Here is a 13687-nt window from a genome sequence, read left to right on the forward strand (position 1 = left end):
TCTAGCCCATCCCCGGGCGCGACGGGAGGGCTGCATGCGCGATCTGGACGGCTGGACGATCCTGTTCGACCTGGACGGCACGCTGGTGGACTCCGCCCCGGACCTGATCGGCACGCTGAACCGCATGCTGGCGCTCAAGGGCCTGCCGCCGGTTCCGGTCTCCAGCGCGCGCCATCTGGTCGGCCACGGCGCCCGGGCGCTGCTGAGGCATGGCTTCCAGGAAGCGGGTTCGACCTGGGACGAGGCGGCGGAGCCGGAGCTGTTCGACCGTTTCATCGCGGATTACGTCGAGAACATCGCCGCCCACACCCGGCCTTTTCCCGCCGTGGTCGAGACGCTGGAGGAGCTGTCCACGCGCGGAGCGACGCTGGTGGTGGCGACCAACAAGCGCACCGATCTCTCTCTGGCCCTGCTCGACGCGCTGGACCTGACCCGCCGCTTCGCCCTGGTCGCCGGACCGGATCGGGTCTCGGCCAGGAAGCCCGACGCCGCCCATATCCTGGACGCGCTCAAGATCGTCGGCGGCGACCCGGCTCGCGCGGTGATGGTCGGCGACGCCTCCACCGACACCGGTGCGGCGCGCGCCGCGGGCGTGCCCTCGATCCTGTGCACCTTCGGCTACAACGACCGTCCGCCCCAGGAGCTTGGCGCGGACGTCATGCTGGACGACTGGTCCGGGTTCGAAGCCGCGCTGGCGGCGGCCAGGCGCCTGTGCAGGAGCTAGCCATTTGCCCTGAGCCGCCGCGCTCGCTACATCCCGCGCCAACCTCCCCACACGATGATCAAGGCGCGGACGCACCCCATGGCGCAGCAGTACATTTTCCAGATGCAGGGCCTGACCAAGGCCTATCCCGGCGGCAAGAAGGTCTTCGAGAACATCTGGCTGAGCTTCTATCCGGACGCCAAGATCGGCGTCGTCGGCGTCAACGGCTCGGGCAAGTCGACCCTTCTGAAGATCATGGCCGGCCTGGACACCGAATTCTCCGGCGAGGCGCGCGCCGCCGACGGCGTCAAGCGCGGCTATCTGGAGCAGGAGCCGCAGCTCGATCCCAACCTGACCGTGCGCGAGAACGTCGAGGCCTGGTGCGAGGAGAAGCAGTGGGTCAAGCGCTTCAACGAGATCGCGGCCGAAATGGCCGAGAACTACTCCGACGAGCTTATGGAGGAGATGACCGCCCTCCAGGAGAAGATCGACGCTGGCGACGTCTGGGACATCGACAGCCGCATCGAGATGGCCATGGGGGCCCTGCGCTGCCCGCCGGACGACTGGTCGGTCACCAGCCTGTCGGGCGGTGAGAAGCGCCGCGTGGCGCTGGCCCGGCTGCTGTTGTCCAAGCCCGACATGCTGCTGATGGATGAGCCGACCAACCACCTGGACGCCGAGTCCGTCGCCTGGCTGCAGCACCACCTGGAGGCCTTCCCGGGCTGTGTGATCCTGGTCACCCACGACCGCTACTTCCTTGACCAGGTGACCAAGTGGACGCTGGAGCTCGATCGCGGCAAGGGCATCCCCTACGAGGGCAACTACTCCGGCTGGCTGGAGCAGAAGCAGAAGCGCGTCGTCCAGGAGCAGTCGGAGTCCGAGGCTCGCCAGCGCGCCCTGACCCGCGAACTGGAATGGGTCCGCTCCGGCGCCAAGGCCCGCCAAGCCAAGTCCAAGGCGCGTCTGGCCGCCTATGAGCGCATGGTCGCCGAGCAGGAGAACAGCCGCCAGGCCCAGACCTTCGCCGCCATCCAGATTCCGCCGGGCCCGCGCCTCGGCAATGTGGTGCTGGAGGTCGAGGGGCTGACCAAGAGCTATGGCGACAAGCTGCTGTTCAAGGACCTGACGTTCAAGCTGCCGCCGAACGGCATCGTCGGCGTGATCGGGCCGAACGGCGCGGGCAAGTCGACCCTGTTCCGCCTGATCACCGGCCAGGAACAGCCCGACGCCGGCAAGCTGCGCCTCGGCGAGACGGTCAAGCTGGCCTATGTCGATCAGTCGCGCGACGACCTCGAGGCCAACAAGACCATCTGGGAGGTGATCTCCGGCGGCACCGACGTGATGATGGTCGGCAAGCGCGAGATCAACACGCGCGCCTATGTCGGCAGCTTCAACTTCAAGGGCACCGACCAGCAGAAGAAGGTCGGGCTGCTGTCGGGCGGTGAGCGCAACCGCGTCCACCTGGCCAAGACGCTGGCCACCGGCGGCAACCTGATCCTGCTCGACGAACCGACCAACGACCTCGACATCGAGACGCTGCAGAACCTGGAGGAGGCGCTGGAGGAGTTCGCCGGCTGCGCCGTGGTCATCAGCCACGACCGCTGGTTCCTGGACCGGCTGGCCACCCACATCCTCGCCTTCGAGGGCGACGGTCACGTGGAGTGGTTCGAGGGCAACTTCGAAGCCTACGAAGAGGACAAGAAGCGCCGCCTGGGCGCGGACAGCCTCATCCCGAAGCGGGTGCAGTACCAGAAGTTCGGGCGCTGACTTAGATGAAGACCGGCCGGCCCTCGGGCCGGCCGACTGTCAGTTCAAGGCCCTCAAAGGCCCAACTGAGTGCGGATGGCCCGCTCCACCGCCGCCATATCTCCGCGCGTCAGCCCCCCCTGCCGACGGCCAAGTCTCAGTTTGGAAGCCGTAAAGAGCTGATCGGCCATCGCCTTGCGACGCTCGCCGTTGACGTCGATGAGCGCCTCGCCCGGGTAGATGCGGTCGGTCTGCGTCGTTAGCGGCACGACCTGAACCCGGTTGAGGGCCCGGTTGGCGGCGTCGTTGCTGACGATCACCGCCGGGCAGGTCTTGGTGATCTCCCCGCCGATTGAGGGGTCGAACGACACCCACCAGACCTCCCCCCGCCTCGGTTGATCAGTCACCTGGCGTCACGTCGGCGATGAGGGCCTCGCACCACTCGCCGGCCTCGCGCTCTCGCGCTTCGTCGGCGGCCATGTCGCGATACCCCTGAAGCAGGGCGTCCTCGCTCACCAGGGGGCGCACCAGATCGTTGACGAAACGGCTGATCCGCCCCGCCCCGATCCGGCTGTGCAGGCCCTCGTAGACGTCGTCGTCCACGGTCAAGGTCAGCTTCTTCATGTCTGGAAGATACGTGCGATTACACGTATTGTCGATGGCATGACCCAGCGTCCCGCCGTCCTGGTCGTCCAGCCGCATCTGGCGCCGCTGTCCGGTTTTCTGGAGACCCTCTACGACGTCTACCGCCTGTGGGAGGGGCCGCCGCTGGAGGCGGAGCCGGACATCCGCGCGCTCATCGTCGCCGGCGAACATCCGCTGGACAAGGGGCTGGTGGAGCGGCTGCCGAACCTGTCGCTCGTCGCCTGCTTCACCTCGGGCCATGAGGGGATCGACGTCGACTGGTGCCGGGCTCGGGGCCTGGCGGTCAGCCATGCGCCGGGCGTGAACCATGAGGACGTGGCCGACCATGCGCTCGGTCTGATCCTGGCGTCGCGACGCAGCATCTTCGAGGGCGACCGGGCGGTGCGCGGCGGGGACTGGCGGCGGGACGCCCGCACCATCACGCCGTCGATGAAGGACGCCAAGCTGGGCATCGTGGGCCTGGGCTCCATCGGGCGGGCGGTCGCGCAGCGGGCGGCGGCCTTCCGTATGGACATCCGCTGGTGGGGCCCGCGCGAGAAGCAGGCCGACTGGCCCCGCATGGGCTCCCTGGTCGAGCTGGCGCGCTGGGCCGACCTGCTGGTGGTGGCGTGCAAGGCTGACGAGAGCAATCGTGGCCTGATCGACCGCGAGGTGATGACGGCGCTGGGGCCAGAGGGCCTGCTGGTCAATGTCGCACGCGGCGTCCTGGTGGACGAAGACGCCCTGATCGAGCTCCTGAAGTCCGGAACATTGGGCGCCGCCGCGCTGGACGTGTTCGAAGAGGAGCCCACGCCTGCGGACCGCTGGGCCGGCGTGCCCAACGTGGTGCTCACCCCGCACACCGGCGGGGCGACACAGGCGGCCGTACCCGCGATGCTGGGTCTGCTGCTTCAGAACCTGGCGGCTCACTTCGCCGGCCGGCCGCTGGTGACGCCGGTCGCCTGACCGCTTGGCAATCATATAAAGATATCTTTATATGAGCATATGAGCCTTACCGCCGACCAGGCCGTCGAAATGCTGCGCGCCGCGGGCGAGCCGACCCGCCTGCGCATCCTCACCCTGCTCGCCGCCGAGGAGCTGTCGGTGATGGAGCTTTCGCGGGTGCTGGAGCAGAGCCAGCCGCGCGTGTCCCGCCATCTGAAACTCATGGCCGAAGGGGGGCTGATCGAACGTTTCCCGGACGGCGCCCGGGTCTTTTATCGCCTGTCATCCGACCGCATCGCGCGACGTCTGGCGGAAACGGTGCTGGACAGCCTGCACGACGAGGACGCCGAGCGCGATCATCGCCGGCTGGAGACCGTCCGTCGTGAGCGCGAGGCCGACGCCCAGGCCTATTTCGAACAGGTGGCGCCCAGCTGGGACCGCATCCGCTCGCTCTATGTCTGTGAGAGCGCGGTGGAGGCGGCGATCGAGCGCGCCGCCGGCCCCGGCCCCTTCGAGCGACTGGTGGACCTCGGCACCGGCTCGGGCCGCATGCTGACGCTGCTGGGCAAGCGGGCGCGGGTCTCGATCGGGCTGGATCTCAGCCAGAGCATGCTCAACATCGCCCGTTCCAACGTCGCCAAGGCGGGCCTGGACCGGGTGGAGCTGCGCCACGGCGACGTCTTCGCCACCCGCCTGCCGTCCGAGAGCGCCGATCTGGTGGTGGTGCATCAGGTGCTGCACTACCTCGCCGACCCGGCCGCCGCCGTGGCCGAGGCCGCGCGGATCACCACACCGGGCGGAAAGCTGCTGATCGTCGACTTTGCCCCCCACGCGCTGGAGCGTCTGCGGGAGGAGCATCAGCATCGCCGTCTGGGGTTCGCCGACGCCGAGATTCGCCGCTGGCTGGACGACGCCGGTCTCAAGCCGTCGGCGCCCATCGCCCTGCCGCCCGACACCGACGGCCTGACCGTCAGCATCTGGACGGCGGAGCGACCCGCCCTGTCCGCCAGCCGGAGCGTCGCCTGATGTCGTCCGCCCTGAACCTGGCCGAGGCCCGCGCGCTTCTGCTGTCGCCGCTCGGCCCCGTCGCCCGCGCCGGGAACAATGCGACGGCGCCACGGGTGTCCTTCGAGTTCTTTCCGCCCAAGACCGACGCGGCCGAAGACAACCTGTGGCAGGCCATCCGGCGCCTGGCCCCGCTGAACCCCGCTTTCGTCTCGGTGACCTACGGCGCCGGCGGCTCCACGCGGGAGCGCACGCACAGAACCGTCGCGCGCATCCTGGCCGAGACGTCGCTGAAGCCGGCCGCGCACCTGACCTGCGTCGAGGCCAGCCGCGACGAGGTCGACCAGGTCATCCGCGACTACAGGGCCGCGGGCGTCACCCACATCGTCGCCCTGCGCGGCGACCCGCCCGGCACCGGCGGCATCGGCGGGGTCTATCAGCCCCGCGCCGACGGCTACGCCAACGCCACCGAGCTGGCCCGCGCCATCTCGGCCGTCGGCGGCTTCGACATCACCGTCGGCGTCTATCCGGAGAAGCACCCGGAAAGCGCCTCGCTCGACCACGACATCGAGGTGCTGAAGGCCAAGGTCGATGCGGGCGCGACCCGCGCCATCAGCCAGTTCTTCTTCGACATCGACGCCTTCCTGCGCTTCCGCGACCGGGTGCGGGCCGCGGGCGTGACCATCCCGATCATCCCCGGCGTCATGCCGGTCACGAACTTCGCCGGCCTCAAGCGGATGAGCGCGGCCTGCGGCGCGGCGGTGCCGGGCTGGCTGGCGGGGCATTTCGAGGGCCTGGACGACGACCCCGACACGCGCCGCCTGATCGCGGCCTCCGTCGCCGCCGAGACCTGCGCGCGACTGCAGGAAGAGGGGTTCTCCGACTTCCACTTCTACACCCTGAACCGCGCCGACCTGGTCTACGCCATCTGCCGGGTGCTGGGCGTGCGGGAGCAGTCGGCATGAGGGGCCGGTCTTTTTCCTCCCCCGCTCCTTCGCGGGGGATGGGGACCGCGAAGCGGTGGAGGGGGCGACCCCAGACGCCAGCGCTGGCCGTCGCCCCCTCCACCATGCTGCGCATGGTCCCCCTCCCCCGCTTCGCTTCGCTTGCTGGGGAGGAATGCTGATGACCCGCGCCGAACGCATCGCGTCGTTGAAAGCCGCCGCGCGGGAGCGGATTCTGGTGCTCGACGGCAGCTGGGGCGTGATGATCCAGCGGCTGGACCTGTCGGAGGAGGATTTCCGCGGCGAACGCTTCGTGGCGCACAACCACCCGCAGAAGGGCAACAACGACCTGCTGATCCTGACGCGGCCGGACGTCATCGCCGACCTGCACGACCAGTACTACGCCTCGGGCGCCGACATCTCGGAGACCAACACCTTCTCCTCGACCTCGATCGGACAGGCGGATTACGGCATGGAGTCCGCGGTCTATGACCTGAACTTCGAGGGCGCGCGCATCGCCCGCGAGGTGGCCGACCGCTGGACGGAGAAGGAGCCGGAAAAGCCCCGCTTCGTCGCCGGCTCGATCGGCCCGACCAACCGCACCCTGTCGATCAGCCCGGAGGTCAACGACCCCGGCTATCGCGCCGTGACGTTCGACCAGGTCTACGACGCCTACAAGGAGCAGGCCCGGGCGCTCCACGAGGGCGGCGTCGACATCTTCCTGGTCGAGACCATCTTCGACACCCTGAACGCCAAGGCGGCGATCAAGGCCATCCTCGACCTTCAGGACGAGGGCTACGAGCCCCTGCCCCTGTGGATCTCGGGCACCATCACCGACCGCTCGGGCCGCACCCTGTCGGGACAGACGGCGGAAGCCTTCTGGCACTCGGTGCGGCACGCCAGGCCCTTCGCCATCGGCCTGAACTGCGCGCTGGGGGCCGACCTCATGCGCCCCTACATCGCCGAGCTCAGCCGCATCGCCGACACGCTCGTGGCCGCCTTCCCCAACGCCGGCCTACCCAACGCCATGGGCCAGTACGACGAGCAGCCGCACGAGACGGCGCACTTCATCGAGGAATGGGCGAAGAGCGGCCTCGTCAACATCGTCGGCGGCTGCTGCGGCACGACGCCGGACCACATCCGCCATGTGGCCGAAGAGGTCGCGGGCGTGACGCCGCGAGTCGTGCCGGACCGGCCGGTTGCGCTGCGCCTTTCCGGTCTCGAACCGTTCGAGGTGGGGGCGTGAGACCCACCTTCATCAACGTCGGCGAGCGGACCAACGTCACCGGCTCGGCCAAGTTCAGGAAGCTGATCGTCGAGGGGAACTACCCCGAGGCGCTGTCGATCGCGCGTCAGCAGGTCGAGGCGGGCGCCCAGGTCATCGACGTCAACATGGACGAGGGCCTGCTGGACTCCAAGGCGGCCATGGTCACCTTCCTGAACCTGATCGCGGCCGAGCCCGACATCGCCCGGGTGCCGATCATGATCGACTCCTCCAAGTGGGAGGTGATCGAAGCGGGCCTGAAGTGCGTGCAGGGCAAGCCGATCGTGAACTCCATCAGCCTGAAGGAGGGCGAGGCCGCCTTCCGTGAGCAGGCGGTGAAGTGCCTGCGCTACGGCGCGGCCGTCGTGGTCATGGCCTTCGACGAACAGGGCCAGGCCGACACCGCCGCCCGCAAGATCGAGATCTGCACCCGCGCCTACCGGCTGCTGGTCGACGAGATCGGCTTCCCGCCCGAAGACATCATCTTCGACCCCAACATCTTCGCCGTCGCGACGGGGATCGAGGAGCACGACAACTACGCCGTGGACTTCATCGAGGCGACGCGGACGATCCGCGCCACCCTGCCCCACGCCCATGTGTCCGGCGGGGTGTCGAACGTCTCGTTCAGCTTCCGCGGCAACGAGCCGGTGCGCCGGGCGATCCACTCGGTGTTCCTGTACCACGCCATCCAGGCGGGCATGGACATGGGCATCGTCAACGCCGGCGACCTGCCGGTCTATGACGACATCGATCCGGAGCTGAGGGACGCCGTCGAGGACGTTATCCTGAACCGGCCCCCGCGCGGCAATGTCTCCAACACCGAGCGGCTGGTGGACCTGGCCCCCCGCTACAAGGGCGAGAAGGGTCAGGCCAGGGTCGTCGACCTCTCCTGGCGCGACCAGCCGGTGGCCAGGCGCATCGAGCATGCGCTCGTCCACGGCATCACCGACTTCATCGAGGCCGACACCGAGGAGGCCCGCGCCGCCGCCGAGCGCCCCCTGCACGTCATCGAAGGCCCGCTGATGGACGGCATGAATGTCGTCGGCGACCTGTTCGGCGCGGGCAAGATGTTCCTGCCCCAGGTGGTGAAGTCCGCCCGCGTGATGAAGCAGGCCGTGGCCTACCTCGAGCCCTTCATGGAGGCGGAGAAGGCCGGCAAACCGCGCGAGCAGGCGGGCCGCATCCTGATGGCGACCGTCAAGGGCGACGTCCACGACATCGGCAAGAACATCGTCGGCGTCGTGCTCCAGTGCAACAATTACGAGGTGGTCGACCTGGGCGTCATGGTCCCGGCCGACCGCATCCTCGATGAGGCGGAGAAGCACAAGGTCGACATCATCGGCCTGTCCGGCCTGATCACGCCCAGCCTCGACGAAATGGTGTTCGTGGCCTCGGAGATGGAGCGGCGCGGCTTCCGCATCCCGCTTTTGATCGGCGGGGCGACCACCAGCCGGACGCATACGGCGGTGAAGATCGAGCCGGCCTATCCGTCCGGTTCGACCACCTATGTCACCGACGCCAGCCGGGCGGTGGGCGTGGTCTCCGGCCTGCTGTCGCCGACCGAGCGGGAGCGGAACATGGCCGCCACGCGCGATGAGTACGTCCGCGTGCGCGAGCAGTACGCGCGGGGCCAGGAGACCAAGGCCCGCGCCTCCCTGGCCCAGGCCCGCGCCAACCGCTTCCGCCCCGCCGACCCCGCCCCGGCCCCGGCCCCGTCCTTCCTGGGCGTGCGCGCCTTCGACAGCTGGGACCTGAAGGATCTCGCCGACCACATCGACTGGACGCCGTTCTTCGCCAGTTGGCAGCTGATCGGCCGCTTCCCGCAGATCCTGGAGGACGAGATCGTCGGCGAGGCCGCTCGTGACCTGTATCGCGACGCGCGGGCCATGCTGGGCCGCATCCTGGAGGAGCGCTGGTTCACCGCGAAGGGCGTGGCGGGCTTCTGGCCCGCCAACGCGCGCGGCGACGACATCGTGGTCTGGGCCGACGCGGCGCGCTCGACCGAACTCGCCCGTTTCCACGGCCTGCGCCAGCAGATCGCCAAGACCTCCGGCAAGCCGAACCTGTGCCTGTCCGACTTCGTGGCCGAGGACGGGCCGGACCACATCGGCGCCTTCGCCGTCACCGCCGGCCACGGCGAGCTGGAGAAGGCGGCCGAGTTCCGCGCGGCGGGCGACGATTACTCCGCCATCCTGGCGACGGCGCTGGCCGACCGCCTCGCCGAGGCCTTCGCCGAGCGCCTGCACAAGGAGGTGCGGACCACCCTGTGGGGCCATGCGCCGGACGAGGCGCTGAGCGTCCAGGAGCTGATCGAGGAGAAGTACAGGGGCATCCGCCCCGCCCCCGGCTATCCGGCCCAGCCGGACCATACGGAGAAGGCGACCCTGTTCCGCCTGCTGGACGCGGGCGCCAACGCGGGGATGGCCCTGACCGAAAGCTTCGCCATGACGCCGCCGGCGTCGGTGTCGGGACTCTACTTCGCCCACCCGGAGAGCCACTACTTCGGCGTGGGCAAGATCGACGCCGACCAGGTCGCCGACTACGCCGCGCGCAAGGGCTGGGACGTCGCGGTCGCCGAGCGCTGGCTGGCGCCGATCCTCAACTACGACCCCAAGGCGCCGGCGAGGAACGCGGCGGCGTGAAGGCTCTAATTCCTCCCCCGCCCTGCGGGGGAGGGGGACCATGCGCAGCATGGTGGAAGGGGCGAGTTCAAACGCCGGTGTCCGGGGTCGCCCCCTCCACCGCCTTCGGCGGACCCCCTCCCCCTCTGCGAGGGGGAGGAATGGGCTTAATCCGCCATCGGCGCGCCGGTCTCGTCCAGCCCCGCCTCGTCCAGCGTGGCGGGCGGGGTGGTGATGTTCTCACGCACCCGGCGGGCGGCGTGCTCGCAGCGTCCGGGCAGGCCGAAGAACAGGCCGAAGGTCTGGCTGCGGACCGCCTCGTCGTCATTGGCCAGGACCTCGGCCCACAGGCCGCGCGCCTCGGCGGCGGCGGCGTCTGCGGCGGCGAGGGTCGAGGGCGTCTGGCGCGCGCGGCCGGCGTCCAGCGCCGAGCGGAAGTCCCGCGCCTCCAGCTTGCCCAGCCGAACGATCTCGTCGTCCAGCGGATCGACATTGGTCAGGCTCTCGCCCACCGCCACATGGCCGTTCACCAGCGCCTCGCACCAGGCCACCAGCGGATAGTCCGCTTCCGGCGCGCCCCGCGGCAGCGGCGTCGCATAGGCCAGCGCCTCGCGCACCCTCAGCGCCTCGCCGGTTTCACCGGCCCGTTCCGATCCTCCGGTGACGATCGGTCCGTCGGGATCCTGGCCCGACAGGGCGGCGACGATCAGGGCGGTGGTCAGGAAGGGCATGGGGCCTCCGGTCTCGAGGGTCGGTTCGTCGGGCGACGGCTCAGCTTAACGCGCGCGCCCTTCATGGGTTGAGCCCGAGGCAAAGAAAAGGCGGCGGAGCCGAAGCCCCGCCGCCCCATCTCATCGATCCAAGACCGCTTAGAAGTCGGCGGTCAGGCCGAAGAAGAAGTACCGCCCGCGCGCATCGTACAGCTGCGGGTAGGTGTTGCCGTTCCCGGTGGTGCCGACGCTGTAGGAGAGCGGCGGATCGCTGTCGAGGACGTTGTTGACGCCCGCGCGAACACGCAGGTTGTCCTTCACCTGCCAGTTGGCGGCGAGGTCGAAGTAGTCATACGAGTCGAAGAAGCGGTCGATCCGGGTCCCGCCGTTGTTCAGCGAACCGTCCGCGCCGAGGACCGCGATCTCGGTTTCGCCGTAGTGCCTCCAGGCGACCGACAGATCGAGATCCCACGGCGTGATCCAGGTCGCGCGACCCACGTGGCGCCATTCCGGGTTCGGAACGCCGCACTGGTTGCCGTAGAAGCCGGCGCAATCATAGATGGAGTTCGGAGCCCCGGCGCCGGTGTCGGTGACCAGTTCGTCCAGCAGGGTGCCGACGAAGCTCAGCTGCATACGACCGCCCGCGCCGAACCGGTCGAGATCGAAGCCGTAGTTGGCGTTGAAGTCGAAGCCGGAGGTTTCCAGACCGCCGATGTTGATGTTCAGGTCCTCGACGAAGCCGTCGCCGACCCAGAGCTGACCGTTGGCGTTACGGTTGATCCGGTCGCACGCCGCCTGGTCGTTCTGCTCATAGCAGAGGCTCAGGGTGTTGAGCGACCCGATCGTCGAGATCAGGCCGTCCACCGCGATGTCGAAGTAGTCGATCGACAGGTTGAAGCCCGGCAGGAAGGAGGGCTCGAACACGGCGCCTACAGTGTACGTGTCGGACTCTTCCGGCTCCAGGTCCGGGTTGCCGCCTTGCAGGAAGTTATACTGCCCGGCGGGGCTGTTCAGACCCGCGGTGCCGTAGAGCGCGGCCGGCACGCCCGTGGCGACGCACTGCGCCAGGCTGGCTTGCTGAACCGAGGTGCCGCTGACGTCGCCGCAGGGATCGGCGTCGGCGTCGAACAGGTTGAAGCCCTGGGCGGTGAACAGTTCGATCACGTTCGGCGCCCGAACGGCCCGCGAGAAGCTGGCCCGGAAACGCATGTCCTGAACCGGGGCGTAATCCAGCCCGACCTTGTAGGTGTCGCTGGACAGGTCGCCTTCGTACTTGGAGTGACGGTAGGCGGCGTCCAGCGAGGCGGAGTAGGCCCAGGGCTGGTTGTCGGCCAGCGGGATCTGGATCTCGCCGAAGGCGTCGATCACGCTCGTGGAGCCTTCGAACCCGATCGTCGGGCCGCCCTGGCCGGCGCCGTCGCCGGTGGCGAAGGCGTTGTCGGTGACCGAACCCAGGAAGTCGCGACGGTATTCGGCGCCGAAGGCGACCTGGATGGTGCGCGAGGCGGCCGGCAAGGTCACGCCGAGGTCGCCGGTGACGACGCCCGTGATGAGCTGCTGAGTGGTCTCACCGGTCTGGACGAGCGGGATCTGCAGATAGTCCAGCGCCTCCGGCGTCACCCCGCCGACCGAGAAGATGTCGTAGGGAACGCAGTTCGGGTCGGTGCCGTCGACGACCGACCGGCAGGTCGGAGTGCCGTTGACGTCCACCACGTCGAGCGCGCGGCCCAGACGCGTCACCGAGAAGTCGTTGTTGTAGACACGGGCGAGGTTCACACGCGAGTACTGAGCGGCGACCTCGTAGTTCCAGTTGTCCGAGATGTCGCCCCGGATCCCGACGACCCCGCGATAGGTTTCGTAGTTCAGGTCGTCCTGACGGCCACCGCCTTCGACGTTGCGGCGTCCGATGAACAGGGGCACCGAAGTGCCGGCGGCGATGTCGGCCGCCGAGCAGCCGATGGCCGCCGACTGTTGACCCGACAGAAGCGGGTTGTCGCAGTTCAGCTCGCTAGTGCTGAAGAAGTTGCCGGAGGGCGCGATCTGGGCGACCGAGCGGTAGTCCATGAACATGAGGTCGGCGAAGACCTCGGTACGGTCGTTCAACTCGTACCGCGCGAACGCGCCGAAGGTGTAACGCTCATCCGGACGCTGGTAGTAGTTCAGCGGGCCGAAGTTGTAGGCGTTGACGTTGCCGTTATAGTTGACGAAGTCGCCCGTCGTCTGGTCGATCGTATAGGCGAAGTTGACGAAGTCCGTGAACTGACCCGGGAAGGACGTGCCCGAGCCGCCGCAGCTGAAGGTGTCGGGGCGAGCGGCCGCGGGAGCGCCGAGCGCACAGGCCGAGTAGTCGCGGTTGCCCTGCAGGATGGGATTGTTGTTGCGATAGCCCGCATAGGCGGTGATGTTGCCGCGGCCGTCCGCACTCGACACGCCGACGATGGCGTTGATCGAGCGGCTTTCGCCATCGACGACATTGTCGTCGGGCAGAACGAACTGCGCGGGGTTGGTTTGCGCGCGGCGCTCGATCTCGTTGCGGAGATTGCCGACGCCGTCATAGTCGTTGTTGTGCTGATAGAAGCCGTACTGGGCGTCCAGCTGCAGGCCTTCGAAGTCCCGCTTCATGATGAAGTTGACGACGCCGGCCAGCGCGTCCGACCCATAGACGGCCGAGGCGCCGCCGGTCAGCACCTCCACCCGCTCGACCAGCTGCTCCGGGATCTGGTTCAGGTCGGCCGCATCGTCGTTCGGCGAGCCGTAGCCCATGCGGCGACCATCGATCAGGACCAGGGTGCGCGACGAGCCGAGGTTGCGCAGGCTGACGGTGGCGGTGCCCGAGGCCCCGTTCGACACGGTGGAGTTCTGGGCCGCGAACGCCTGCGGCAGTTGGGTGACGAGGTCCTCGACGCGGGTCACGCCGGTGGAGTCGATATCCTCGGCGCTGACCTGAGTGATCGGGCTGGTCGAGGTGAGATTGGCCTGGGCGATCCGCGAGCCGGTGACGACGATCTCTTCCACCTCGGTGACCGGATCCTGCGCCGCCACGGCGGTCACGGCCATCAGACTCACGCAACCGGCGATCATCGTTGTCCCAAGAAGTCTTTGTCGTCTGATGTGCTTCACGATTT

11 protein-coding genes are annotated in these 13687 nt (G+C 68.6%); 7 read left to right on the forward strand and 4 right to left on the reverse strand.

From position 1 onward, the window contains the following. Positions 1-34: 34 nt before the first annotated feature. Together ACFFGE_RS00585 and ettA are read left to right on the forward strand one after the other, a co-directional pair. Entirely contained in the window at positions 35-724 is a 690-nt protein-coding gene (locus ACFFGE_RS00585; protein ID WP_376833255.1) for an HAD hydrolase-like protein, read from the forward strand. A gap of 78 nt (positions 725-802) precedes the next feature. Beyond that, positions 803-2470, forward strand: a complete 1668-nt coding sequence (gene ettA, locus ACFFGE_RS00590; protein WP_376833257.1) for an energy-dependent translational throttle protein EttA — start codon at positions 803-805, stop codon at positions 2468-2470. A gap of 53 nt (positions 2471-2523) precedes the next feature. Here ettA and ACFFGE_RS00595 read toward each other — a convergent pair whose 3' ends face one another. Both ACFFGE_RS00595 and ACFFGE_RS00600 read right to left on the reverse strand, forming a co-directional pair. After that, positions 2524-2856, reverse strand: coding sequence for a type II toxin-antitoxin system PemK/MazF family toxin (locus ACFFGE_RS00595; protein ID WP_376833259.1), 333 nt, complete (start codon positions 2854-2856; stop codon positions 2524-2526). Beyond that, the gene (locus tag ACFFGE_RS00600) at positions 2849-3073 is read right to left on the reverse strand and encodes a DUF8778 family protein (protein ID WP_376833261.1); all 225 of its coding nucleotides are present in this window, start codon (positions 3071-3073) and stop codon (positions 2849-2851) included. Before ACFFGE_RS00600 ends, ACFFGE_RS00595 begins: the two co-directional genes overlap by 8 nt. 39 nt (positions 3074-3112) lie before the next feature. On the opposite strand from ACFFGE_RS00600, the gene ACFFGE_RS00605 reads away from it, so the two are divergent. From ACFFGE_RS00605 to metH, 5 genes are all read left to right on the forward strand, one after another. Continuing rightward, complete coding sequence (locus tag ACFFGE_RS00605) at positions 3113-4039, forward strand: 2-hydroxyacid dehydrogenase (RefSeq protein WP_376833262.1); 927 nt, start codon at positions 3113-3115, stop codon at positions 4037-4039. 39 nt (positions 4040-4078) lie between these two features. Further along, a complete protein-coding gene (locus ACFFGE_RS00610) occupies positions 4079-5044 on the forward strand; it encodes an ArsR/SmtB family transcription factor (protein WP_376833265.1) in 966 nt (321 codons plus the stop codon). Then, a complete protein-coding gene (gene metF, locus ACFFGE_RS00615) occupies positions 5044-5988 on the forward strand; it encodes a methylenetetrahydrofolate reductase [NAD(P)H] (RefSeq protein WP_376833267.1) in 945 nt (314 codons plus the stop codon). Before ACFFGE_RS00610 ends, metF begins: the two co-directional genes overlap by 1 nt. Positions 5989-6148: 160 nt before the next feature. Beyond that, positions 6149-7213: a homocysteine S-methyltransferase family protein gene (locus ACFFGE_RS00620; protein WP_376833269.1), complete on the forward strand. Its 1065-nt coding sequence runs from the start codon at positions 6149-6151 to the stop codon at positions 7211-7213. After that, positions 7210-9873: a methionine synthase gene (metH, locus tag ACFFGE_RS00625; protein WP_376833271.1), complete on the forward strand. Its 2664-nt coding sequence runs from the start codon at positions 7210-7212 to the stop codon at positions 9871-9873. The genes ACFFGE_RS00620 and metH overlap by 4 nt, the downstream gene beginning before the upstream one ends. A gap of 146 nt (positions 9874-10019) precedes the next feature. Here the strand turns inward: metH and ACFFGE_RS00630 are convergent, their stop codons facing one another. Then, positions 10020-10583 (reverse strand): hypothetical protein, encoded by a 564-nt coding sequence (locus ACFFGE_RS00630; protein ID WP_376833273.1) that lies wholly within the window; start codon positions 10581-10583, stop codon positions 10020-10022. A 138-nt stretch (positions 10584-10721) separates the two neighbouring features. Next, positions 10722-13619, reverse strand: a complete 2898-nt coding sequence (locus ACFFGE_RS00635; RefSeq protein WP_376833275.1) for a TonB-dependent receptor plug domain-containing protein — start codon at positions 13617-13619, stop codon at positions 10722-10724. Between the last annotated feature and the right edge of the window lie 68 nt (positions 13620-13687).

The organism is Brevundimonas balnearis (assembly GCF_042434805.1).
Classification (GTDB): domain Bacteria; phylum Pseudomonadota; class Alphaproteobacteria; order Caulobacterales; family Caulobacteraceae; genus Brevundimonas; species Brevundimonas balnearis.

What these genes read in the sequence shown, in the direction of transcription:
- ACFFGE_RS00585 (WP_376833255.1), top strand. Translation starts at nt 35, where the DNA reads ATGCGCGATCTGGACGGCTGGACGATCCTGTTCGACCTGGACGGCACG.
- ettA (WP_376833257.1), top strand. Translation starts at nt 803, where the DNA reads ATGGCGCAGCAGTACATTTTCCAGATGCAGGGCCTGACCAAGGCCTAT.
- ACFFGE_RS00600 (WP_376833261.1), bottom strand. Translation starts at nt 3,073, where the DNA reads ATGAAGAAGCTGACCTTGACCGTGGACGACGACGTCTACGAGGGCCTG.
- ACFFGE_RS00605 (WP_376833262.1), top strand. Translation starts at nt 3,113, where the DNA reads ATGACCCAGCGTCCCGCCGTCCTGGTCGTCCAGCCGCATCTGGCGCCG.
- ACFFGE_RS00610 (WP_376833265.1), top strand. Translation starts at nt 4,079, where the DNA reads ATGAGCCTTACCGCCGACCAGGCCGTCGAAATGCTGCGCGCCGCGGGC.
- metF (WP_376833267.1), top strand. Translation starts at nt 5,044, where the DNA reads ATGTCGTCCGCCCTGAACCTGGCCGAGGCCCGCGCGCTTCTGCTGTCG.
- ACFFGE_RS00620 (WP_376833269.1), top strand. Translation starts at nt 6,149, where the DNA reads ATGACCCGCGCCGAACGCATCGCGTCGTTGAAAGCCGCCGCGCGGGAG.
- ACFFGE_RS00630 (WP_376833273.1), bottom strand. Translation starts at nt 10,583, where the DNA reads ATGCCCTTCCTGACCACCGCCCTGATCGTCGCCGCCCTGTCGGGCCAG.
- ACFFGE_RS00635 (WP_376833275.1), bottom strand. Translation starts at nt 13,619, where the DNA reads ATGGCCGTGACCGCCGTGGCGGCGCAGGATCCGGTCACCGAGGTGGAA.